The sequence below is a fragment of the uncultured Bacillus sp. genome (assembly GCF_958411575.1).
Classification (GTDB): Bacteria; Bacillota; Bacilli; order Bacillales; family Bacillaceae; genus Bacillus; species Bacillus spizizenii.
Genome location: NZ_CATYRA010000006.1, coordinates 206,127 through 227,374, shown reverse-complemented (window position 1 = coordinate 227,374; position 21,248 = coordinate 206,127). Strand labels below are relative to the sequence as shown.

Below are 21,248 nucleotides of genomic sequence, written 5' to 3'. Positions count from 1 at the left end.
TTTTTAACAATCATATAATACTTTATCCATTTATTGTATCAGTAGAACGAAAAAAAAGACTTGTTTCCAAGTCTTTTTCACGAAATTTTCATTGCATAATTGTATTTATCGAGCTGATCAATGCTTTTGTTAATGTTTCGTAATGAATCTGTCGTTTCTTTAATATCAAGTTCGAGTCGGAATAACAATTGTTTTACTTCTTCAAGTTTCTTTTCCATCGTTTCCACACTCCTTTTTTTGAAAGATCAATGAATTGTGTATGGTGAACGAGTCCTAGGTATTTGATCTGTTACTAATAGTGTATCTGCTTTCGGCTTATTTTTCACCGAAAAGTATACAAAAAAGTCCTGCGTGACACCGCAAATATCAATAGGTCCTTATGCTCAAAGGAATCACAACAAGAACGGGACTATTTTTCTATGCGAAAGAGCATTTATGTGTGCTGAAAATTGAGAAAGATTCTTAATCTCCTTGATTTTAACGGGTTTCGCATTTTTACCAAGCAAGACTATAGTCCTTGGTACTGTATTTTCAAAAATGAATATGTGATTCTTGGCGTATCCTGACCGACAAACACCGAAAAAGACCGCAACGCTAAAGTTGTGGCCTTTTCGCTTTGTCATATTCGGCAATTAGGGATCTATACATATAGAAACATCCCTTATGTGTGAGGTGCTCCCATGAGTTATTGTTATCCTTGGTTTTACGCCTATCCGTATGAGATTCGCCGCCCTCCAGCTTCTCCTGCCAATACAGATATCTTTATCCGTTCAGCGAGGGAGGCGTCAGGGCTGTTCGCCGATGCCCAGCTTGTTCTCAGCCGCATTGTCGGCTCGCGGGAGCTCTCGCACCGCATTCTGACCGCAGCCGAACAGTCAGACAAACAATCTGTAAAGCGCCTGATCAAACAAATGGGCGTACGGCATGAAGTGGATACGGTCTTTAATCCCGATGGCATCTACATCAGCCTCATCGGGACGCAATGCCGAATGATTCTTGCTTTGCGGTGGTCAGAGGACCGCAATCATTTTGCGTCCATCAGATTATGACACCACTCTAGAGCTTCAAGATAACATTCATACGCTTCTTCTTTGTCCAGTTCTTTTCCTAATTCTGTGCAAGTGTCCCAGTTGTTGCTTTCAATACATTTCACAAGCTCAAGCATTTGGTAGTAGTCGTTTTGATGGCCTAATAACGCTTGCCCGACTTCATCTTTTAAAGGCAATTCTTGAATAATATCCTCTATTTCTCGGTGCAGCAGGGTGTCTATGAGAGAAAACATTCCAATCAGCATATAAGAAGCAGGCTGCGGCCGGGCTGTTTTTCTCGCCAGCAGCTCACAAAGCTTTGCTCTCATCAAAGAAATCTTAATGATTTCGTGCTTGCTGGAATGCCCTTTTCTGCTTAAATCCTTAAAGGAAAGAATGTATATCCACCGTTTGATTTCATTAAACCCAAGCAGCATAATGGCCTGTTGAATGCTTTCAATTTTCTGGCTCAAACGGCTGTGGGATGAGTTTAAAAATTTTAAGATTTGATAGGATAGTGATAAATCCCGCTCTATGTATTCGGTCACACGCTTTATGTTAGGCTGTTCTTTGCTCAATTCGTTAAGCAGTTCATAGTAAGAATAGAAATGAGTCGACAGATCATGCCCGCTAATGATGCGCGGTTCGCTGAAAAAGTAGCCCTGGAATAATTGAAAGCCGTCTTGTGCCGCTTGTTTATATTCTTTTCGGGTCTCTACTTTTTCCGCTAAAAAAATCAAGCCTCTGCAGGCGTAGGTTTGCAAAATTTTTCTGCGTTCCATTCGTGTTGTTTTGAGAAAATCAATTTTTAATATATCAATATAGCTCATGAGCTTTTCCAATAAGCCTTCATTTTGCGGGTTTATCGCATAAAAATCATCAAGTGCCAGCATATACCCCATTTTTTTCAGCTCTTTGCATCTGGAGACGAGGGCCGGCGTGATCGGTATATCTTCAAGGATTTCAATGACAAGCTGTTTCGGATTGAAGGAGGTGGGAAGGTTCGAAAACATCAGGCTTTCCGTAAAATTAACAAAACAGCGTTTCCCTTCCGTCAGCTTCTCAATTCCGATGTTTAAAAAGCTGTTGATTACTAAATCTGTTGTTGCCTGATCGCCGTCTTTCGCGCTATATATATTTTCTTCGCTTTCCCTATACAGCAGCTCATAAGCAACAACCTGTTCTTTTCTATTAAAAATAGGCTGTCTTGCAACAAACACCCTCATTGATTTATCCCCCTTACAATACGCGCAGCTTTCATCCTTAAGTATATCAAATAATTTGACGATAATTGTCTAATCATGAAAAATAATATATTCAAAAAGAAAACTGGCCCTTCGCGAACGAAAGGCCAGTTTCTTTATTCTTCCTCAAGCTCTTCATCAAGTCTGCTTTTTACTTCATGAATCCGCTGCATTTTATTGCTCCAGCAGTCCTCGCTTAAATCAACCGGATATTCTTCCGGCTTGCTGATTCTCTTATATTCCTCCCACAGCAGGCTGAGGTTATCCTGCACATACTGCTGTATGTCTGAGATCTCAGGGTTTTGGTAGCAAAGAATGCCCTTTTCAAAAATCAGCTCATGAAGATCCTTCGCATAAAAATTTGTGACAAATTTGCTGATAAATGTATGAACCGGGTGGAACATTCTGAGCCGTTTCTGATCATTTACCTGCTCATCATAAAGCGCAATATAGTCGCCTTCAGAATGATGATTGGACTGATTGATAATGCGGTACACTTTCTTTCTGCCCGGTGTTGTCACTTTTTCAGGATTGGAGGAAATTTTAATCGTATCGACCATTTTCCCGTCTTCTTCAATGGCAACGAGTTTGTAAACCGCGCCGAGAGCCGGCTGGTCATAAGCAGTGATCAGCTTCGTGCCGACACCCCAAACATCAATGCGCGCCCCCTGAGCCTTTAAATTCATAATGGTATGCTCATCCAAATCGCTTGAAGCAATGACTTTCGCATCTGTAAATCCTGCTTCATCGAGCATTTTCCGGGCTTTTTTTGACAAGTATGCCAAATCGCCGCTGTCCAGGCGAATGCCGATGAAGTTGATGCGGTCTCCGAATTCCTTGGCCACTTTAATCGCATTCGGCATGCCTGAGCGAAGCGTGTCATACGTGTCGACTAAGAAGACGCAATCCTTATGCGTTTCCGCGTATTTTTTGAAAGCTGTATATTCATCGCGGTAAGCCTGCACAAGCGCATGCGCATGCGTGCCGGATACCGGGATATTAAAGCGCTTTCCAGCTCTTACATTGCTAGTCGCGCTGAATCCGCCGATTAAGGCTGCTCTCGCTCCCCACATGGCTGCATCCATTTCATGCGCCCGTCTTGTTCCGAATTCAAGCGCGACTTCATCGCCGATGACGCCTTTAATCCGGGCAGCCTTTGTTGCGATTAATGTTTGGTAGTTCACAATGTTGAGCAAAGCCGTTTCAATCAGCTGCGCTTCTACAAGGGGGGCTTCCACCCTCATAATCGGCTCATTGTTAAATACGAGCTCTCCTTCTTTCATGGAGTAAAGTGAACCTGTAAAAGTTAAACCGCGCAAATATTCAATAAAATCTTCATGATACCCGAGTTCTTCCTGTAAATAATTCAGGTCACTATCCGTAAACTTAAAATTTTCCAGGTATTCGATGGCTTTTTCCAAGCCTGCAAATACCGCATAACCATTTTCAAACGGAAGCCTTCTGAAAAAAAGCTCAAAAATGGCTTTCTTTTCATGAATGCCGTCTCTCCAGTAAGTTTCTGCCATATTGATTTGATAAAGGTCTGTATGTAATGACAGGCTGTCATCTTTAAATCCATACTCTAACACTATTTTTCCCCTTCCTTACTCTGCCACTTGCGCTCCGATGCTGTTTGCAAAATGGGAAAGAGCCCACGTGTGCCCCTCCTGATTAAAGCTGGCAACAGCCTGTTTGTGCACAACAATCCGAAAACCTTTGTTGTAAGCGTCAACCGCTGTATGCAACACACAAATATCTGTGCAGACACCGGCAAGATGCAATTCGTCAATCTGCCGCTCTCTGAGTTTGAGCTCTAAATCAGTTCCCGCAAAAGCAGAATATCTCGTTTTTTCCATGTAGTAAACATTTGGTTCATGTTCATGTTTCTGATATAGAGGCAAAAGCTTTCCGTACAGATCTTTTCCATCCGTGCCTTTGATATTATGCGGAGGAAAAAGACGGGTTTCAGGGTGATATTGATCCCCTTCATCATGAGAATCTACTGCTAATACGACGTAATCACCATTTGTGATGAATTCTTCAGTCAAATTGACGATCGCCTCTTCAATCATTCTGCCGGGCTCCCCGCAGGTCAATTTTCCGTCACTCGCCACAAAATCATTCGTATAATCAATACAAATAAGTGCTTTTTTCATAGCCGGCCTCCCCGCCATCAGTATGAGAACATTATATCTTATCTCCAGTTGTAAGTGAATTGCCATGAATAAAAAGACAAACGGTCCGTTTGTCTCTTAAGGTTTCAGCACTGACCGGTTAAAAATGTCGTCCTGAATATATATCAATTCACGATTCACAGCGATGTCAGCCCCAATGACAAGGCCTAAAGGCGTATGAAACTGAAGATCAGATACGATCTTGAAGTGCACTCCGTTCCGGTTCGCCATTTGGATATAGGGAGAGTACGATTGATACTGAAGCTCTCCATTAATCAAAAGGGTGATGTTTTTGCTGTTTTTCAGCGCCTGCTCCGCTTCTTTATAGGGTTTGCTTCTGAGCACCTGCCCTTTCGTCAATGCCAAAAGCACTCTTTCCCTTAATGAGCCTAAAAACAAATGGCGCTCGTCAGGCTTTGTCTCCAAGGGTCCGTACATTCCTTGCTGCAAATAGAGATCTATTTTTTCATCACTCAAAAGCTTGTCCTCCCGTCTTGTTTGTCTTCATTATCACCTGATCAGGCAGGAGCTAAACTTTCAAGGGCGGTTTACATTTCTGTTACCCAATGAATGATTTTTTTGGCCAGCTCACCAGCCGGTTCTTCCTCTGTATGCCGGCGCAAAGAAGCTTCCAGCCGATCAGGCAGAGATGCTTTATCTTCTTCATAAGAAATGATCGTACTCCACTCCAGCTGCGGAACCGCAACTAGCGTGTGCAGTTCTTTTCTGTTTTCATGCAGATACACGTCCGTGATCATATCGGTTTGCGTATTGATATTCGCTTTTCTGATTTTCATAACATGACCTCTCTATTCAAAGACTACCCATATTATACAATAAAAAAGCAACAGCCTCTCCTGAAAAGGCTGTTACCCATTAAACGAAACTGTTTCATCAATGATATCGGCATCATTGAAAATCGTTTTACTGTATTCATTATTGACCTTCATATAATCACCTAATTGAAACGCACCCGATCCTGCGCCTGAGTGATCAACGCTCTTTGGCGAAATCGCAAACACATCCCCAAAGCTGGCCGCTGCATCACCTGATATTGACATAATATAAATCGGACCTACAATCGCAGGCATTTCCCCACCTCCGCATTGACTTACAGCATCATATGCAAAGAGGCGCAAATGGTGCCCGCCTATTCAGCGGACTTGGCGTTTTCTTCAAGGCGTGACCGCTGGCGCAGCTTGAACAAGCGGACAATATTCAGGAAGAATGCCTTCACTACCGCGTAGACCGGCACTGCTAAAATCATGCCGAGAATGCCGCCGAAGCTTCCCGCTCCGATCAACAGCAAAATAATCGTAAGCGGATGCGTATTCAGCCGCTTTCCGATCACAAGAGGAGACAGCAGGTTCCCATCGAGCTGCTGAACGATGACAACCACAATAATCGCAAACAGCGCTTTGGCCGGAGAGTCCATAAAACCAACAATGACAGCCGGCGCAGCTCCGAGGAAAGGCCCGACATAAGGAATGATATTGGTAATCGCCATGACAATCCCAAGAATCAAGGCATACGGCAGCCCGGCAATTAAGTAGCCGATAAAACACGCTGTTCCGACAAAAAGACAGATCAACAGCTGTCCCTGAAAATAAGCCGCAAGCGTATCGGATAAATCTTTAAAAATCTTTAAGCCTTCTGTCCGATAAGAAGCCGGAAGAATTTTTACCGCCAGATGCGGAAAGCGATGTCCGTCTTTCAGCATATAAAAAAGGATAAATGGAACAGTGATAATAACAAGTGTGATGTTTGTCACGACACCAAACACCGCAGATAAACTGGACGTGATATTTTGCGGCAGGTTTTGGAGAAAGCTTGTCAACGACTGTTCAATTTTTGATATCGATACATAATCCTGATTCATCATCCAGGTAAACCATTGGGAATGGGACAAATCTTTTGTCAGCGACTGAATCTGTTTTATATAATCAGGAAGATTGTTAAACAGCCCGGTCACTTGCGATGTTATGACAGGCCCGACTGACGCTGAAACGAAGGCCAGCAAACCGATAAATAGTAAATAGATCAATAGAATGGATAATGTCCGCGGAATTTTTTTCTCAAGCAGGCGGACGACCGGATTAAAAATGAAATACAAAATTCCCGCAATCAGCATCGGGAAAAACAATGTTGAGATAAAAACAATAAACGGCTGAAATACAAATGAAACCTTTGTTGCTACGTAAATAATCAGCAAAACAAATAAAATCTGCAATGTCCAAAAATGGACTTTTGATTTCAACAAGCTTTGTTCCTCCTAGTTTTTCTTTGTCTGTCAGATAAAAGGACTTATACCCCATCATTGTAACAAAAATGAACTCATATCAGAACTCTTAATATAATGAAAGGAGTGTTGATGATGAAAGCAGTGACATACGATAAAGATTCAGAACTGGCTTATATCTATGTCCTTCCTCCAAATAAGAGCAGGAATGTACGGTCTGAGGAGCTTAGAGTCAATGATTGTATCCTGCTTGATATCAGCCAAGACGGCAAGATCGCCGGATTCGAATGTTTTGGTGAGGCAGCACTGCTCTGTGCCCCATTTGCCGGGAAATCCCGGCTATATGTAAAAGATTCAGATGGTTATCATTTTCGTGTTCGCCAACATGCTTCAGTCCATTCCAGCTATACAGTGTACGGCGTCACTTTTTGTTTTTCAGATGGTGACTATCAAGAATTTGCCGGTTTTGACCTTGACGGTACAATGTATCATAGTGCTTTTTTACAGCGCTTAACTGAAAAATAGGACGTCCCGGTGTACGCCTATTTTTCATGCGCAAGCACTGTTAAACCCGCTCACTGTAATCTGGCGTGACGGAAATCATGTGCTGGATTCTGATCAAACAAACAGAATTTCGGGCTCCTTCAATGGTGATATGGTCAGGTTTTACATCGATCAGTCTGCCTCTGACCGTATCTCGTACTGTCTGTATCACGAACCTTGAGCCGATGAGCTTTTTAATGGTCTGATAGACATAAGGATCGACTAAAGAGACCAGTTGCGGACTACCTTGGTTGACCATACTTCAATCCCCTTTTGATGTTTTATCTCAGTTTATGCCGCAATTATGGATAATGACACAGGCTTACCTGATAAAACCAGGAACGCGGGGATTTTAGGAGAATATGTTTGGAAGCGGGTAAAGGAAATGGTGATGAAGCGGAGACAGCGAAGAAAGCTGGCGCTGTTCCGTGAAAAAAGCGGGACTTATACAGGCTTTGTCATGGATGCTTGGGCTTGGTCGATTAATTGGTCCAGCTTTTCTATTTTTTTACGTGCAGTTGAAGGATCGATTTGGCGGTAATGATGGTGGCCTCCCGGCTCTTCATCAAGTTCGTCCGCTTTTTTGACAATCTGCTGCAGCGTGTTTTTATCTAATTCGCCTTCAGGTAAATAAGAATCGGTATGAAGCAAAATGGCAAGGGCAATCTCTTTTGCCGCTTTCGGTTCCTCGCCAAGCCTAATCAGAAGCTTATGAGCCCGTTCCGCCCCTTTAATGGCATGAATGTCATTTCTTTTGTATTTCTCATAATCCCACTTTCCGTCTGTATACCATTCATAATGGCCGATATCATGCAGCAGCGCCGCTTTTGCAGCTAAATCAGGGTTGATGTCATTCTTTATAGACAGCCTGTACGCATGGTAAGCGCAGGCAATCGCATGTGCTACGCCAGAACGCTGTAGATATTTTTGTGCAATTGGATGGGTGAAAACATCCATTAATGTAACCTTTCTCATGGAAACCCCTCCTTTAGATATTTTTAGAATCCTAACATAATTTGCGGAGAAACTCAATTCTTATGTCACATCATTTTGTCTTCTAATCATCATTGTTATACCCTAAAAGCAGAGTTTCAGTCAGTATATGCGGCTGCTCAACTGAATGCGAGGGCGATTGACTTTTTTATAAAAAAAAGAGCAGAAAATGTCTGCTCTACAAAAACTCTTTAATATCGTAAATGCGTCCGTTTTCTGTCCCTGTTTCTAATAAAGAAAGCAGTGTGCCGGCAATAAAGGACGGACTGCGAAGGCTTCCTGTTTCATTTAACTTCCGGAAACGTTCAATGTCGTGGAAATCCTTTTTCGATGAAGAACGGATGACAGCTTGCATCTCAGTGTCCATCACACCTGGTGAGAAAGAAATCATGTTCACTGGCAGCTCTTCATCCTCTTGTTCAAATCCGAATGTCCTCGTAAACATGTCGAGACCGGCTTTTGAGCTGCAATACGCGCTCCATCCCTTATATGGATTTTTGGCGGCGCCTGACGTAATGTTGACAACCGTCTTTTTGCCGCTGTATAAAGCAAACCGTTTTGTAAACAGCTGACTCAAAAGGACGGGCGCAGTCAGGTTCAGTTGATAATGGCGCTGAAGCTCGTCAAGAGACGCTTCGCCGGCGCGTTTGATCGGCGTTACCATTCCGGCGTTATTGATCAGGGTAATACCTGAATAACGATCTGGATTAATGGATGAAAGCAATGTTTCAAATTGCTGTTCAGCTTCTGCGAGATTGATGAGGTCTAATTGATGCTGCGTCAGTTTTTCGTGAGAGACATCCGCTTTCGTTCTAGATAAGGCATGAACTTCATGACCCTTCTCTAAAGCCTGTAATGCAATGGCTTCACCCAGTCCTTTTGACGCTCCGGTGATGATATATAGTTCCATTAGAAACAACCTCCTCCTTCCATTCCTATTGTACGGTACCGCTTTTGCACAACACAAGCACAGGGCCTATGCCTTTTTGTTCTCCTGCGCTATGACTTTTGGGATGAGGAATACAATGCTTGCAATTCCGAGCAGGATCAGCACAATATAGATAATCGGAAGCAGCAATGAAGATGTTTCTTGTCCTTCTTCTGTTTCCGTGGATGACGTCTTTGTCATTGGTTTTTCAGCAAACGTAATCCCGAGCTGTTTCGACTGAGCTGCAATCGTGTTGGATTCTTCGGGATTTGTTGATGTAAACAAATCTTTTATTAGCTCGGCGTCCTTGTCCTCGGGCTTATCAAAAGTGATATCCTTCTGTTCCTCAGGCAGTTCTGTTTTCTCTTCATAGTAGGTATCTTCATGCAAATAATTCGTATCGATTTCAATGTCTTTTTTTTCATATTGGTTTGGCGCGACATCTGTATTTTCCCCGGTTTCGGCAGCGGCGGCAGAGGGTATGAAAAGGGAAAAGGAGAGCATACAAATCATGATCCCCTTTTCCATGCTGCGATTACGCTTCATACGTTTCATCGCTTTCTGCTGTGTGTTCGGCCATCATCCGGATGATCAACGGCAAAGCTGCGGCAATCACCGTAATGATCAGCAGAACCGTTATTCCCATTGTAAACAAGTGTCCTGTACCGTACTGGATGTCGATATATACTTTCGAAACCGGATCTTCAAATGTAAAGTTCGGCATGATCAAATCAATAAGCGGTGCGACATAGAATAGAATCATTGCCGCTGAAGCGACCCATCCAGGGATCGAACCGAATCTGAATGCTGTCCTAATGAAGGCAGAGCTTGCGACCAGCAATAGAATCGTAAACACCGACCACTTAATCGTCTGATCGTCCGGCAGTGAATAAATATTCAAACCGAACAAACTGATCATGAGTCCGACAAGGATATTCAGAATTCCGAATAGCGCTCCTTTGACGAGAAGCGGCGCGTTTTGGTAATACGAGCTGAAATAGCCGATTAACAGACTGCTGATCAACACAATGACAAGGATGACAACCGGCGGTACCGTTTGAATTTTTTCTTCCGGAACCTCTCCGCTGATTTTAAGCGGATTCGCCAAGTAGTCATATACATAGCCGTTGTTTTGCCCGTCTACTAATGTATTTCCGAGTATACCGTATACGTCATTGCGCACGAGTTTCGTAGAAGCGACATTTTTCCCCCAGTTGTTGTTTAAGGTGTCAGCTTTCGCCTGAACATCATTGACGCTTTGCTGCATATTCGTCGTGTAATCAATAATGCCTGACTGGCGATCAGACAATGACCCCATCATGTCTGACATTTGCAGCACTTCCTGGCCGACTGTATCTTGGACACTCAGTGCCATTGTGCCAGACAGCCCGTCGTTACTGAACGTCGCAGCTTCTTGCGTTGTGCCCGTTACGAGCTGTTCTGTCGCTTTTGCGGCACTTTCAGAGATTTTCGTCAGTTCGTCGAGAACACCCGCTTGAGTGTCACGGATGAAGCCGCTGTAGTCCTCCGTAAATTTGGTCATGCCGTCGATGAAGCTGTTAATATCTTCATCGGTTTGCATCGTGTTGTTTTTTAGATCTTCCCAGCTGGCTGATTCTGCAGGTGTGAGAGCCAGGACTGATTTGACTTTGTCCTGCTGGCCGTTAATAGCGCCGGCTTTTGCAGTGCTGTCTATCGTACCGGATAATACAGAGTCATAAACAGACAAATATTTATAGTATCTCATTAAAGCGGAGATGCTTTCTGTATTGATTTCTCCGGAGAATTGAAGCTGATCTTTATTTTCCAGCTCGCGAATCGCGCTGTAAATCCCTTCGAACTCCCGCTGCCGTTTCGCTTCGAGTCTTTTGAGTTTATCATCGAGCGTTTTCACTTGGTCTTTGAGATCATCTATTTCATCATTAAGACCGTCCATTTGCTCCTTCAATTCCTCGAGCTTCTTCTTCAGCGCTTCATTATGTGTATTTTCTTTTTCCTTCAGCTCTTCTTCGATTTGCTTAATTCGTTCTGATGCTTTGCTGAGCTGTTCTTTTGCTTTTGCGATATCAGAAATTTCGTCGTTTCCGGTTTGACCTTCGTCCTCAGGCTGAGTCGTGCCACCGTCGCCTCCTGAATCTCCGGTTCCGTCTTCATTTGCCAGCTGAATAAATTGAAGGGCTGAATCAGATGAAGCAGTCTGTTCGGCAGATGTGCCCGTTTCGGTTTGTCCGCTGTCTGACTTCCCATTAGAGGCATCACCGTTCTGCTCCTGACCGTCTGTTCCCTGCTGCTGGTCTTGATCCTGAGTATTGCCGTCCGTTTTTCCGTCATTCCCGGTATCATTATTGTTATCATTGTTTCCGGTGTCTCCCTGTGTATCATCGGGATTTGTGTTGTTTCCGTCATCAGGTTTGTCAGGGTTGTCAGTGGACGGCTCGTCAGTTCCCGGCTTTTCAGTTCCCGGGTCCTCTGGCATTGGCTCCTCTTTTTCAGGCTCCTTCAGATTGTCTGAGATATCCTGAATATCCGCCGCGATGGTTTTCAGTTCTTCACGCTGTTTTTCAAGATCAATTTTCAGTTCTTCAGGATCTTCTTCTTTCGGGTCTTTAACTTCGTCATTTGTACCATTATCTCCACCAGGCCGCGGGTCCACTTTCACAACAGTGAGCGCCTCACGCGCTTCAACTAGCCGTTCGTACACCTGGTTTAGTGCAGCCTGTCTTGATGCGACCTGGTATTGATTAATTAAATCGCTTTGTATCTTCGCCATACCAAGTTCCTGCTGAGGCACTTGACCCTCCCTAAGTTGCTGGGCATTTGCCAACACTGTACTTGTTTGTGCAAGCTGTGTTTTCGCTTGGCTGATCCCAGTTGCCAGTCCGCTCATGCGTTCGCTGAACTGATTCGCCTTTTGCTGTGCTGTGATTGCATCCAGACCTGTCTGGATTTGCTGCTGAGTTGAATCCTGGGCTGCCAAAAGCAGTTTTTTCTGATTTTCTTGATATTCTTTGTATCTTTCAACGGTATCAATGAAATCTTTCAGCGTGTTTTTGGCTTCCTCCGCTGTTGAAGCTTTTTCTTTTGTCGTGCCCTGCGCTTCGTTCATTGATTTCTTCAGCTCATCGATTAAGTCTTTTTGCTGTTTGATTTCGCCTGCTAAATCATTAGAGCTTGGTTTGTAAAAGTTGTACATGACATTCTGGAATTCAGATTCTTTATTGACGATTTTGTCAAATTCTCCTCTGATGTTGTCCACTTTTTGTGAAACAAAGTTCCAGTATAAGGCCGACATTTTTTTGTTCATTGTCTTTTGCGCATCCTCAAGCTCACGCTGAACTTTTTCTTTGTTGACCGCATTCAGGTTATCTTGAATGCTGAATTCGAGCGTTGCTTTTTGGGGATGATCTTTGTCATAGCTCAAAATATTTTTTGAGAAATCTGAGGGAATGTAGACGATCGCATCGTATTTCTTTGATGCGAGACCAGTCTCGGCCGCGCTTCGGTTTACGACTGTCCATGAATAATTGGGACGTTCACCCAGAACGGTCGCTACTTCCTTGCCGAACTGGGCGGATTTGTCCTCTTCATCAGATTTTACCTCATCACTCAATACGCCTGTGTCTTCATTCACCACCGCGATTTGCCGTGTGGAATTGACTGCTTTCTTCGTCGGATCGTCTCCGATAAAGCGGAAAAACAAAACCGGCAGCAGCAAAATGATGATGACGGCGGATATTAACTTGATCAAGCTTTTTCGTTGTTCTGTCATCTAGCACTCTCCCTTTCAGCAGAACATAAAGGAATTTGAACTTTTTGCTCCTTCCCGTTTTCCACAACATATCCGAAGCCCGGCTGAATCTCAGGCTCCTGTCTTTGGTACGGGAGAGGAATGACATTTTGCTCAGATTTTTTCATCAGCAGAATCGCATGGCGAATTTGCTTCATCTCTGTCGTCAAGGAGTCATAGCCTTTTGAGAATTCGCTGTGATTTCCGCCCGGGATAAAGCTGAACCCAAGATGCGCATATGATTTCATGAAATTTGCCAGACGGTCTTGTATTCTCGTATCAATCGTCTGCTGGAATCTCGTAATCCCGTCAATCATCAGCACCACTTGTGAGAATCGCAGATTTTGCGCATCTCCCTGGCGGACGGCTTCTACATACATGGCTTCTCTTGTTTTGAAAATATCTTCTGCTGTTTCGATCCACTGCTCAATATCTTCTTTCGTTTCCAAATATGAGACATCTGATTCCTTCGCATATTGGGACAAGCCGCGGTCAATTGAGTCAAACAGGCCGATCATTTCGGTTTCATCATCTATCAGATGTTCAAGCATTACTTTTAAGACGTTTGTTTTCCCGCGCTGGGTCTGGCCTAAAATCAGGCAGTGCTTGTGCTTGCCCAAATCAAAATAGACTGGGCTGACTGTTTCTTCATGAAGCCCGATCGGTACTGATAAAGGCTTGCGTTCCAGCTTGAAGCGGAGAGAAAATTCTCTCGTCGACAGACTCTCAGGCAGCATTGGAATCGGTGCCGGCTGCTCCATTGAAGCAAAGCGCTCCTGAAGATGCTGAACGTCTAATTTCAGCCCGTTGAACATGCTGATATCATCGTCCGCGTCAACAGGCAGGAACATTTGCGCGAAGTAAAGCTCTTCCTTTTGAATGATGACGCGCCCCGGAATCGGTTCAAGATTGAACTTCGGCCGTCCGTAAATGGAATATCCCTCAGATTGATCCATGAGATAATGGACAACCTTTGTTTTCAAGTTATTTAATAATGACTGGCGGACCGCATTCACACGCGTTGCTGTCAGCATGAAGTAGATGCCCAAGCTCTGTCCGTCTCTGGAAAGCTGGACAAATTCCGATTCAAGCTCATGCATCTCATCCTTGACGATGTCAAAATTGTCAATGGTGATGAATATGAACGGAAGCTCTTCTTCGCTCAGCGCATTGTACATTTTGATGTGGCTGATTTCTTTTTCCCTGAACAGACGTTTACGGCGGTCAATTTCTTCTTTGATTCGAATCATGAACTTTTCAATTTTTCTTGATTGGTCCATCAGGAAGTAATCCGCGGTATGCGGGAGCTTCGCTAATGGCAGAAGCGTTCCGTTTCCGAAATCAAAGATATAGACATGAAGCTCTTCAGGTGTGTATACATCCGCAAAGCTCATCAGGAACGTTGCGGCTGTAATCGATTTTCCATAGCCGGAAGAGCCGAATATGCCGATATTTCCGTCTTCCATCATCTTATAAGCAATCGGCGCCTGTCTTTGCAGATCAGGTTCATCGACATACGCGAAGTGGAAATGGTCTTTTTCCTCTGAAGGGAAAAGAGTGCGCGGGATACGTTCCGCGAGCGGCGGCAGCCAAGGGCTTGACAGCTTCTCGATTCCCATTTCATCTTGGATGCGTTCAATTTCGTCAACTACAGCTTCGATTTCTGTTTGAACATCTTTTTTCGCGATATCTTCGGTATCCACTTCAGAAAGCGGGATCAGACCCGTATCCGTGACGATCGCAATCTCATCCTCTGTTCCGTAGACTTCCTCTAAGTAAGGCGCCCCGCTCCAGGCGGATTGGAACAGCTCATACACTTCATTGTTTCCGACCTGCAAATAACCGCGTCCTGTCACGGTAATGTTTGCGGCATCGCTGTTTTTCAAAATTTCTTTACTGTCGGTGGCATCCTGAACCTTCAGCGCTACTTTAAAGCGCGAGTTACTCCAGATCTGGTCGTCTATGATGCCGCCCGGCTTCTGTGTCGCCAAAATCAAATGAACGCCGAGGCTTCGCCCAATACGCGCGGCACTGACAAGCTCCCTGATAAAATCAGGCTCCTCGCTTTTGAGCTCGGCGAACTCATCAGAAATTAAGAACAAGTGAGGCATCGCCACTTCTGCTTTCCCCTGCTTGTACAGCTTTGTATAGTCATTGATGTGATTGACTTGATACTGATCAAATAGGCGCTGCCTTTTTTTTAGCTCACTTTTAATGGAAGCTAGCGCACGCATACTGAAGTTTTTGCTGCCTTCAATATTCGTGATTGTGCCGAGCAGATGAGGAATGTTGCGAAACGGCTGCGCCATCCCTCCGCCCTTATAGTCAATTAATAAGAAAGCCGCTTCATGCGGGTGAAAATGCACCGCAAGTGACAGGATGTAAGTCTGGAGAAATTCACTTTTCCCTGACCCCGTTGTACCCGCAAGCAACCCGTGCGGACCGTGAGCTTTTTCGTGAAGGTTCAGATACACAATGTCATCTTTTCCCTTATAGCCGATCGGCACTGACAGCGACTTCGACGATTCACTCGTCAGCCATCTTTGCTGAATGCCGATTTCTTTTACTTCCTTCGCATGGAAAAGCTCCAGGAACGATACCGTTTCCGGAATGGAATTCGTAATGCCGACCTGGTGATTCAACGTCCGCAGTGTGCGTGAGAACCGTTCATTGTCCCCGCGTTGATGATGATCAAGGCGGAACGGAATTCTTACCGCTTTTTTCTTCTGTATTAAAATGTCGCCTTCATGCTCATTGATGTAGCGGACAAGAGTCGTAATGTTTTCCGACAAGCTTTCCTTTGTTTCTGCGGCCACAATTGTAGAGATGCCCAGATGCTCATGCTGCCCTTCTAAATATTCGAGAATGACGTGCTCTGAGATCAGCTGCTGATTCGTGATGATAAATACAAAATGCGGTTTGAACTGCAATTTTTCTTTGTCATCTTCGAGATCGCGCTCTCTGATTAATTCGTAAAGTGAAGACAGGAGCTGATCTCGGGTTTGCTCATTATATATAAACCCTTTCGCATAAATATGGGGCATTTGAAATTGCGGAAGCCACTTCATCCACTCCCAGTCTTTATACTCTTCTTCATGAAAAATAAAAACGAAACGCAGATCGTGATAGCTATTGAAGAACGCCAGCTGTCCGATCAGCTGGTGAATCTCATTTTTCACAATTTGCGATTTACCGACAAGCCCCATCGGACCTTCCGCCAAATCCACCGTAACCGGCGCATTGCGGATGTCCTTATAAACACGCTGCATGTGCTGCGATTTTTCCATGAGGTCATCAATATCACGATTGGCCAAGTCTCCGCCGCTCATATTGATTTCGTAGCTTGAAGGGACTGTTCCCGTCCCCAGCCGCAGCTGGAGATAATCCTTGCTTTCAAGCGATTTTTCCCAGATCCGGTCACTGATTTCACTTGTTAGGTATTTCATTTGTTCGAACGAAGGGAAGTGAAATTCAAGTACCTGCTTTTGCTTTTCAGCTAGCGCCTGAAGCTCTTTCCGCTTATTGTCTAGGTAAAGCTTATATACGCGCTCCCGTTTTTCCTCGCGTTTTTTCCGCTGGTTTTTATCCCGGAAATATTGCACCGTCGAGGTAATGAGGGTCATCATAAACATCGCCAGAGAAACGAGTATGAATATGCCGCGCGGCTGGATGATGGCGACAACGCCCATCACGATCAGCATGACAAGCGGCGGCAGAATGACGAGCCACAGCCCTCTGTTGGTTTGATCGCTCTCCTGAGAGGGAAAACTGAAAGAAACGCGGTCATCCGGCAAATCGTACACCATCCGCGGCGTTCTTCTGTACTGCGGATATTTTTTCTGCATCTCTGTGCTCGGTTTGACCGTTTCTGTTAATGCTGTTTCAAACGGTGCAAAATGAACAACTTCTAAAAGGTCTTGTTCCGTCACTCTCATTTGCGTAAAATTCCAGAAAATCTCATCCCCCGGTTGGAGCGGTGTATTGGCGATGATCTTCTCTCCGTTCAAGAAGATCGTCCCGCTTTCAGGATGAACCGACCAGCTTCTGCCGACACGAAGCAAAGAAAACGTGCTTTGTTCTGCAAAAGCAAAATTTTGCGGATTCAAATAAATATCTGCATTTGTTTTTTCTGAAGAGCATATGATTTCATCCCGGTTCCCCGTAAAATAAACGGATTTCTCAGGCTCACTGCCCATCAAGATCAAGCGAATACTCTGCTGATCCGATTGGAGAATAAATGATATATCCGGCTCAATTGTGCCAAGACAATCATTTCCCTGGAAAACTTCGTATTGGCCGCCGGATTCCTTTCTTTGAAGAGAAATCACTCCGCTTTCAAACGGAATGGTGCCGATCGTAACGGAATCCTTCACATCAGGCCCTATAGTCACCGGATGGGACGACGGGAGGTCAGACAGTTTCAGTTTTTGAACGTTATTTTGGTAAAAAACCCATAATAGACTCAAATGGCGAACCCCCTAACGGCCGACTGGCAGCATGCGATGACCTGCGCTTCATGTCTCACGTTATTTGTCATCTTTTTTCTCATCTTTCTTTTCTGTTTCTTTTTCTTTCTTCGCTTGTTCTTCTTTTTTCGCTTTTTCCTCGGCTGCGGCTTTTTCTTCTGCCGCTTTCTCTTCAGCTTGTTGTTTTTCTTCGGTTGTATCAGTTGGTGAAGACTCAGTATTCGATTCTTTTTTCTGTTCAGCGTTAGCTTTATTCACTTTATCAAGTTCGCTGTCTACAGAATCAAGTTCTTTTTGAGTTGCTTCATCATTACTATCCTCAGCTAAGAGCTGCTGTTTATATTTATAAAGGCCAAGCCAAATGTATGGGTTATACTCGAGCTTATGTCCAATACTGATCGCTTCTTTATAATCCCCTCTACCAATATCAATCCAATAAAGGAAATGCTGCGGTTCAGATTGCAATGTCACTAGCTTCTCAATATTATCCCGTTGATAATCTAAAAGCTGTTTTTCAACTTCTACATAGGAATAAGCAAGCTGATACTGCACCGATTCAGGCAGGCTTTCTGCATCGTACTTAGACAGTGTGCTGATAACTTCACTGTACTGCTTATTTAGGAAAGCTCGGTTGCTGTCCACTATCGCCTGGTGCTTTGGCTGTGCGAAAAATAATGAGTACATCGAATAAATAAGGGCGGGTACAAGCAAAACAATGAGCCCCAGGCCGATATATCGCTGGATGTTCCATTTCTTTCTCGGGATATGTATGTAGGTTTTCGCTTTAGCTTCGAGCTCATCGATATGGGTTTGAATCAGCTCGAGCAGGTCATCATAGGACGCCGTATCCAAAATCGCCTTAGCCTCTGCGGAGAACGTCAGCGTTTCATTAAATTTCAGGTAGTCTTCAAAATCAAAAGCGCCGTCAACTGCCAAAGCTGCTGCCGCTTTCAGCTCCCTCCACACTCTTTCCTCATCATGCTCGTAAGGAGGAATGCTTTCTTTTACTCCATAATGGAGAAAATAAGGCGTTAGGCCTTTATCGAATACAATGTTTTCAGGAGCGACAATCAAATTCAGCCTCGTCAGATTGTGCTGCTGTACAGCTTGAACAAGCTGATAGGCAAACTGCCATTTGCTTTTTTTATCTTTTGCCTTTATTACGCGGAATGCTTTATAGGAGGGAGGAGGTTGGATTGTGATGATCACTTCATCATCCGTCACATCGATCTCTTTATGAAAAAATGGATTTACATCTTTGATCACGTTGGCTTCGAGACCGTCCAGAAGCTTTATTTTTTCCCGCTGAAAGGTAAATGTATAGCCGCCATCTGTTTTCTCGGTAACGGCTTCTAATTGGTTTTCTAAATATGATTTTTGTTTACCTGACATTCAACCAGATCCTTTCATAATATTTCAAGCCGGTCTCCGTTTGTAATGCCGCAATCAGACAGCTTGCATTCTCCGGAAAACACCGCATCCTTATTAACCACTCTGATCCAGTGCCCTTCGCGCGGAGGTATAGCTACGCTTTGAGCCTGCCAAGCAATATCAATTACTTTTTTCACCGGGTGGTAATCTGACAGCCTGAGATCAAAGACACTGCCGTTATAATGTTTCAAATCTATTGTAATATCAATATACATTTTAGGATCACCCTTACATAGAAAGAGCGCCGTCTTCTCGTGAATCAGGCGCTCCTTCCCTTTCATACTGTTATCCGCGGATTTGATTTGCGATGTCTTGGTCAGTAGACTCAAGTGTATTTGCTGTTTGATCAAGCTGTTGGTTCACATCTTGAAGCAAATCTGACATTTTGATAAATGAAGGTTTGAGCTGCTCGTATTGATCTGCGAACGCTTCGCTTGAAGCACCTTCCCACATGCTTTTCAAATCAGAGATCATGCGATTTAAACGATCAACCTGATTTAATACTTCTTGGCTTTCAACGCCGTATTGCTTCGCCATCGCTCTTAGCTCTTCGGGTGTGACACGAATTAATCCTGCCATATTCCTCATTACCTCCTGTGCCATCAGCCTAAATATGGGCTAATTCACTTATTTTTAGAACGTCATTATTATAAAAACAGTTTTCCGGCACAGTCAAACAAATATGTTTTAATTTTACAAAATGAGTCCAATGGTTTATCCCAACTCACTTAAAAATGACATATATTGTTAAACAAGTAGGTTTATTTTCTTAATCTCCTCTTCATTCTCCGAATAATCCAAAAGACCCAAATGATTCACCAACTCCCAAAAAAAACCTTTCAGAAAATTTGATGCTACAGCACCATTTCTGAAAGGTTCAGTTTTTTCTTTCCTTAATCAGTCTTGCCCCCGATGACTTTCTTAGAAGGGTAATAGGATAAGTTTCGTATCATTTAAGGCATACAACTGTAGTGTAAAAAGGCGAATGCACCGCCAATCATATATTAAGACGTTTCTCTCAATATGCCATGTACTTGTTTTTTGGCTTCCTCTCTTTGTTGTTGATTTTCCCAAACAACAACAATCATAATAAAAGGAAGGGGATGTAATGTCAAAGAAAAATCAAGCATGAAAAGTAGGGAGATTTATGACCATGCCGAATGATCCGTTTAAATACAGTTTTGACAGACTTGAAGATGTAGCTGATCATATCAGCGACGTTCTGCGGTGCCCGATCACCATAGAGGATGTTAACCACAAGCTGCTTGCCTACAGCACACACAGCGACTGCACAGATCCTGCCCGAACGTCTACAATCATTGGCAGAAGAGTGCCCGAGAAGGTCATTAACAAGTTGTGGAAAGACGGGACGATTCCAGCTCTTTTAAAAACGGACCAGCCGATCAGAGTAAAGCAAATAGATGAAGTTGGACTAAGCAGTCGCGTTGCCATTTCCATTTGGAAAAACAACCAAGTGCTTGGCTTCATATGGGCGCTTGAGATCCAAAAAACATTGTCTGACGATGATCTGAAGACATTGCAAATGGCGGCAAAAGCAGTGAAAAACAAGCTTCTCAAACTCCAAATCAGAAAAACGAAAAATGAAGAACGCAGCCAAGAGTTTTTCTGGAAAATGCTGACCGGACACATTCATCAGGAGCATGACATGGCGGATGGCTTCCACAAGCTTGGAATGGCTGCCCCTTCTGAGTTTTCCGTTATGATCATCCGGATAAACGGCGAGCTGACTGAAAAAATCGAACAGCAGCTGCAATATTTGCAGGAAACGACCCAGCAGGTTCACGTGCTGCTGACAACCGTAGATTCCAATGAACTCATTATTTTAACCGCCCCTAAAACAGATCACCCTTTTCAAGATTTAAAGCAGTTTGCTTTAAGTACGCAAAAACAGCTGAAAGAACGTTATAAAATAGAAGACGTTTCTATCGCTTTTGGCGGAATATACCATTCTATTTCTTTTGTCTCCCGCTCCTATCAGGAGGCATTGTCGGTCTTAAAAGCAAAGGAACGGTTCGCAGAAGAGACAAAACATCTTTTCAGTTTTTCTGAGTTAGGCATTTATCAATACTTGGATATCTTAGATGAAAAACGGAAACAGACTGGATATTTTAACTATTCGCTTTCCAAACTGGAACAATATGATCGAGATCACCAGTCAAATATGGTAGAAACACTAGAGCGTTTTATTGAAGCAGACAGCAACGTGAATACAGCCTCCAAGGTGTTAAATATACACGTTAATACGTTGAATTACCGTCTCAAGCGTATCAGCCAGATCGCTGAAATCGATTTAAAAAATGTGAATCAAAAATTCACCATCTATTTAGATATCAAGCTTCGGCACATGGATTTGTGAAATTTCACAAATCCATGTTTTTTTATTTTCTTTTTCAA

General features: G+C 43.7%; 21 protein-coding genes. 4 read left to right on the top strand and 17 right to left on the bottom strand.

Annotation, left to right across the window (positions count from 1 at the left end; all coding sequences use genetic code 11):
• Positions 1-77: 77 nt before the first annotated feature.
• Positions 78-218 carry a degradation enzyme regulation protein DegQ gene (gene degQ / locus Q5C82_RS12175; protein ID WP_003220708.1) on the bottom strand — a complete coding sequence of 47 codons (141 nt, stop codon included), beginning with the start codon at positions 216-218 and terminating at the stop codon, positions 78-80.
• Between the two features lie 231 nt (positions 219-449).
• Between degQ and Q5C82_RS12170 the strand changes: the two genes are divergently transcribed.
• Both Q5C82_RS12170 and Q5C82_RS12165 read left to right on the top strand, forming a co-directional pair.
• Complete coding sequence (locus Q5C82_RS12170) at positions 450-566, top strand: hypothetical protein (protein WP_136975871.1); 117 nt, start codon at positions 450-452, stop codon at positions 564-566.
• Positions 567-680: 114 nt separating this feature from the next.
• Positions 681-1,049, top strand: coding sequence for a hypothetical protein (locus tag Q5C82_RS12165; RefSeq protein WP_003220698.1), 369 nt, complete (start codon positions 681-683; stop codon positions 1,047-1,049).
• Here Q5C82_RS12165 and pdeH read toward each other — a convergent pair.
• The 7 genes from pdeH to Q5C82_RS12130 form a co-directional block, all read right to left on the bottom strand.
• Entirely contained in the window at positions 1,025-2,254 is a 1,230-nt protein-coding gene (gene pdeH / locus Q5C82_RS12160; RefSeq protein WP_003220696.1) for a cyclic di-GMP phosphodiesterase, read from the bottom strand. The genes Q5C82_RS12165 and pdeH overlap by 25 nt on opposite strands.
• 134 nt (positions 2,255-2,388) lie before the next feature.
• Positions 2,389-3,861, bottom strand: a complete 1,473-nt coding sequence (locus Q5C82_RS12155; protein ID WP_003220693.1) for a nicotinate phosphoribosyltransferase — start codon at positions 3,859-3,861, stop codon at positions 2,389-2,391.
• A gap of 15 nt (positions 3,862-3,876) precedes the next feature.
• Positions 3,877-4,428: a cysteine hydrolase family protein gene (locus Q5C82_RS12150; protein WP_003220692.1), complete on the bottom strand. Its 552-nt coding sequence runs from the start codon at positions 4,426-4,428 to the stop codon at positions 3,877-3,879.
• 96 nt (positions 4,429-4,524) lie between these two features.
• Complete coding sequence (locus Q5C82_RS12145; RefSeq protein ID WP_003220689.1) at positions 4,525-4,923, bottom strand: YueI family protein; 399 nt, start codon at positions 4,921-4,923, stop codon at positions 4,525-4,527.
• A gap of 71 nt (positions 4,924-4,994) precedes the next feature.
• The gene (locus Q5C82_RS12140) at positions 4,995-5,243 is read right to left on the bottom strand and encodes a YueH family protein (protein ID WP_003220685.1); all 249 of its coding nucleotides are present in this window, start codon (positions 5,241-5,243) and stop codon (positions 4,995-4,997) included.
• A 72-nt stretch (positions 5,244-5,315) separates the two neighbouring features.
• The gene (locus Q5C82_RS12135; RefSeq protein ID WP_003220683.1) at positions 5,316-5,537 is read right to left on the bottom strand and encodes a spore germination protein; all 222 of its coding nucleotides are present in this window, start codon (positions 5,535-5,537) and stop codon (positions 5,316-5,318) included.
• A 59-nt stretch (positions 5,538-5,596) separates the two neighbouring features.
• Positions 5,597-6,706, bottom strand: coding sequence for an AI-2E family transporter (locus Q5C82_RS12130; protein ID WP_003220681.1), 1,110 nt, complete (start codon positions 6,704-6,706; stop codon positions 5,597-5,599).
• 114 nt (positions 6,707-6,820) lie between these two features.
• Between Q5C82_RS12130 and Q5C82_RS12125 the strand changes: the two genes are divergently transcribed.
• Positions 6,821-7,210: a DUF2283 domain-containing protein gene (locus Q5C82_RS12125; protein WP_003220679.1), complete on the top strand. Its 390-nt coding sequence runs from the start codon at positions 6,821-6,823 to the stop codon at positions 7,208-7,210.
• A gap of 40 nt (positions 7,211-7,250) precedes the next feature.
• Here Q5C82_RS12125 and Q5C82_RS12120 read toward each other — a convergent pair whose 3' ends face one another.
• The 9 genes from Q5C82_RS12120 to Q5C82_RS12080 form a co-directional block, all read right to left on the bottom strand.
• Complete coding sequence (locus Q5C82_RS12120) at positions 7,251-7,487, bottom strand: YuzF family protein (protein WP_003220677.1); 237 nt, start codon at positions 7,485-7,487, stop codon at positions 7,251-7,253.
• Positions 7,488-7,672: 185 nt separating this feature from the next.
• On the bottom strand, positions 7,673-8,203 hold the full coding sequence (locus Q5C82_RS12115; RefSeq protein WP_003220674.1) for an HD domain-containing protein: 531 nt from the start codon (positions 8,201-8,203) through the stop codon (positions 7,673-7,675).
• A gap of 196 nt (positions 8,204-8,399) precedes the next feature.
• Positions 8,400-9,131 (bottom strand): (S)-benzoin forming benzil reductase, encoded by a 732-nt coding sequence (locus Q5C82_RS12110; RefSeq protein WP_003220673.1) that lies wholly within the window; start codon positions 9,129-9,131, stop codon positions 8,400-8,402.
• A gap of 66 nt (positions 9,132-9,197) precedes the next feature.
• A complete protein-coding gene (gene essA / locus Q5C82_RS12105) occupies positions 9,198-9,653 on the bottom strand; it encodes a type VII secretion protein EssA (RefSeq protein WP_079996641.1) in 456 nt (151 codons plus the stop codon).
• Between the two features lie 31 nt (positions 9,654-9,684).
• Positions 9,685-12,918 (bottom strand): type VII secretion protein EsaA, encoded by a 3,234-nt coding sequence (esaA, locus tag Q5C82_RS12100; protein ID WP_003220669.1) that lies wholly within the window; start codon positions 12,916-12,918, stop codon positions 9,685-9,687.
• Positions 12,915-17,402: a type VII secretion protein EssC gene (essC, locus tag Q5C82_RS12095; RefSeq protein WP_003220667.1), complete on the bottom strand. Its 4,488-nt coding sequence runs from the start codon at positions 17,400-17,402 to the stop codon at positions 12,915-12,917. Before essC ends, esaA begins: the two co-directional genes overlap by 4 nt.
• A gap of 60 nt (positions 17,403-17,462) precedes the next feature.
• A complete protein-coding gene (gene essB / locus Q5C82_RS12090) occupies positions 17,463-18,794 on the bottom strand; it encodes a type VII secretion protein EssB (protein ID WP_003220665.1) in 1,332 nt (443 codons plus the stop codon).
• A 14-nt stretch (positions 18,795-18,808) separates the two neighbouring features.
• Positions 18,809-19,048 carry an ESX secretion system protein YukD gene (gene yukD / locus Q5C82_RS12085; protein ID WP_003220663.1) on the bottom strand — a complete coding sequence of 80 codons (240 nt, stop codon included), beginning with the start codon at positions 19,046-19,048 and terminating at the stop codon, positions 18,809-18,811.
• Positions 19,049-19,118: 70 nt separating this feature from the next.
• Positions 19,119-19,412, bottom strand: a complete 294-nt coding sequence (locus Q5C82_RS12080) for a WXG100 family type VII secretion target (protein ID WP_003220661.1) — start codon at positions 19,410-19,412, stop codon at positions 19,119-19,121.
• Positions 19,413-19,980: 568 nt separating this feature from the next.
• Here Q5C82_RS12080 and adeR point away from each other — a divergent pair.
• Positions 19,981-21,210: a sporulation transcriptional activator AdeR gene (gene adeR, locus Q5C82_RS12075; protein WP_032727288.1), complete on the top strand. Its 1,230-nt coding sequence runs from the start codon at positions 19,981-19,983 to the stop codon at positions 21,208-21,210.
• Positions 21,211-21,248: the final 38 nt, after the last annotated feature.